The sequence below is a fragment of the Streptomyces sp. NPDC051173 genome (assembly GCF_040689515.1).
GTDB lineage: Bacteria > Actinomycetota > Actinomycetes > Streptomycetales > Streptomycetaceae > Streptomyces.
In genome coordinates this window covers 1-1,224 of record NZ_JBFBBD010000184.1, presented here as the reverse complement: position 1 = coordinate 1,224, position 1,224 = coordinate 1, and the positions used below count along the sequence as shown (strand labels likewise).

Here is a 1,224-nt window from a genome sequence, read left to right as displayed (position 1 = left end):
CAGGCGCGCGAACTGCTGGAGCACCGCAGCCCGTCCGCCGTCGCCGACCGCATCATCTCTTCGGCGGCTTCTTCGCCGCGTGCGGACCGCTGTGGGTTGGGCTGCTCCTGCCGCGCGAAGGCCGCACGCCGGCAGAGCAAGATATGGGATAAGACCAACTTATGGACTGAGCTTAACGCTGTTCAGCCGTCGCTACCGGCGAGCGGAAAGCCGATCGAGACCGCCCGGGTGCGCCTCTCCCAGCGCCGCCATCGCGCGCACCAGGTGCTCGTAGATCGAGCGGTGATCCCAATGCCGGGCGCTCGTGATCGAGGCCGGCCTGCGCAGCTGCTGCGCAAGCTCGTCGAGCATCGCGTTCCACCCCCGCGGGTCCGTCGGCACCCGCGGGCCGCGTGGCGCGACCGTCCGCGTCAACGTCTGCTCCCGCACCTCGACCACCGGCGCCGGCAGTTCCTTGCCCAGCTGCTCGGCGGCCCGCCGGATCGCCCACGCCCGCGTCCGGCACGTCGCGTCGCAGTACCGCCGCGGCCGTCCCCGGCCGTACTGCACGATCGCCCGCCCGCACGCTCCGCACGTCTTCGGATTCGTCCGCTCGGTCGTCGTCGACCGCACCGTCGTCGTGTCCGCCTCACCCATCGAACCGATCCCTCGCTTCCGTCACAACGAAATCCCCTCGCCTTCGACGGTAGCGAAATTCGCGACCCGAATCCGGTCATCACGAACGCCAAGATCAACAACTTTGAGCTAAGGTATCGACACGATACGTGACTTTCGTTTTGACGAATTCTTACGGCGCAATCTGCGCGCCGTTGCCCGCCGCCCGCGGCCCGGCGCGTCGGCGAAGAGGGCGACCCTACCCCTCCCCGACCACCGCCCAACCCGCACCTTCACCCCTGCCCACCAGCCCCTACCGACCCGCCGCCTCACCCCGCCCGCCGGCCACCCTCACCCGGCACGCCAACCCCGCCACGGCCACCACCGCCACACCACCCCAATCCTGCACAGCACCTCTTGCAAGAGTTTTGACCCGGGTTTCGTGCTGACGAAAAGTGTCGCAGATACCTTAGACCACTCGATTCTGTGTTGACGAAAAGAACCGCGCCGAGTGCAGAGCAAGATATGCAGGAAGGCCTACGGCCTCACCGAACCGGACCTGACCGACGCGGGCCGCCTCCTGCGCAGCACCTTCCACGGCTACATCCACCTGGAGCTCAGCGGCGGCTT

1 protein-coding gene and 1 pseudogene are annotated in these 1,224 nt (G+C 67.9%); one reads left to right on the top strand and one right to left on the bottom strand.

What is annotated here, in order from left to right; genetic code table 11:
* Positions 1-192 precede the first annotated feature (192 nt).
* Positions 193-636: a hypothetical protein gene (locus AB0435_RS34255; RefSeq protein WP_366428754.1), complete on the bottom strand. Its 444-nt coding sequence runs from the start codon at positions 634-636 to the stop codon at positions 193-195.
* 490 nt (positions 637-1,126) lie between these two features.
* Here AB0435_RS34255 and AB0435_RS34250 point away from each other — a divergent pair.
* Positions 1,127-1,224, top strand: a pseudogene (locus tag AB0435_RS34250) (TetR-like C-terminal domain-containing protein); the annotation flags it as partial.

Coding starts and splice junctions, on each gene's coding strand:
- AB0435_RS34255 (WP_366428754.1), bottom strand. CDS start 636: ATGGGTGAGGCGGACACGACGACGGTGCGGTCGACGACGACCGAGCGG.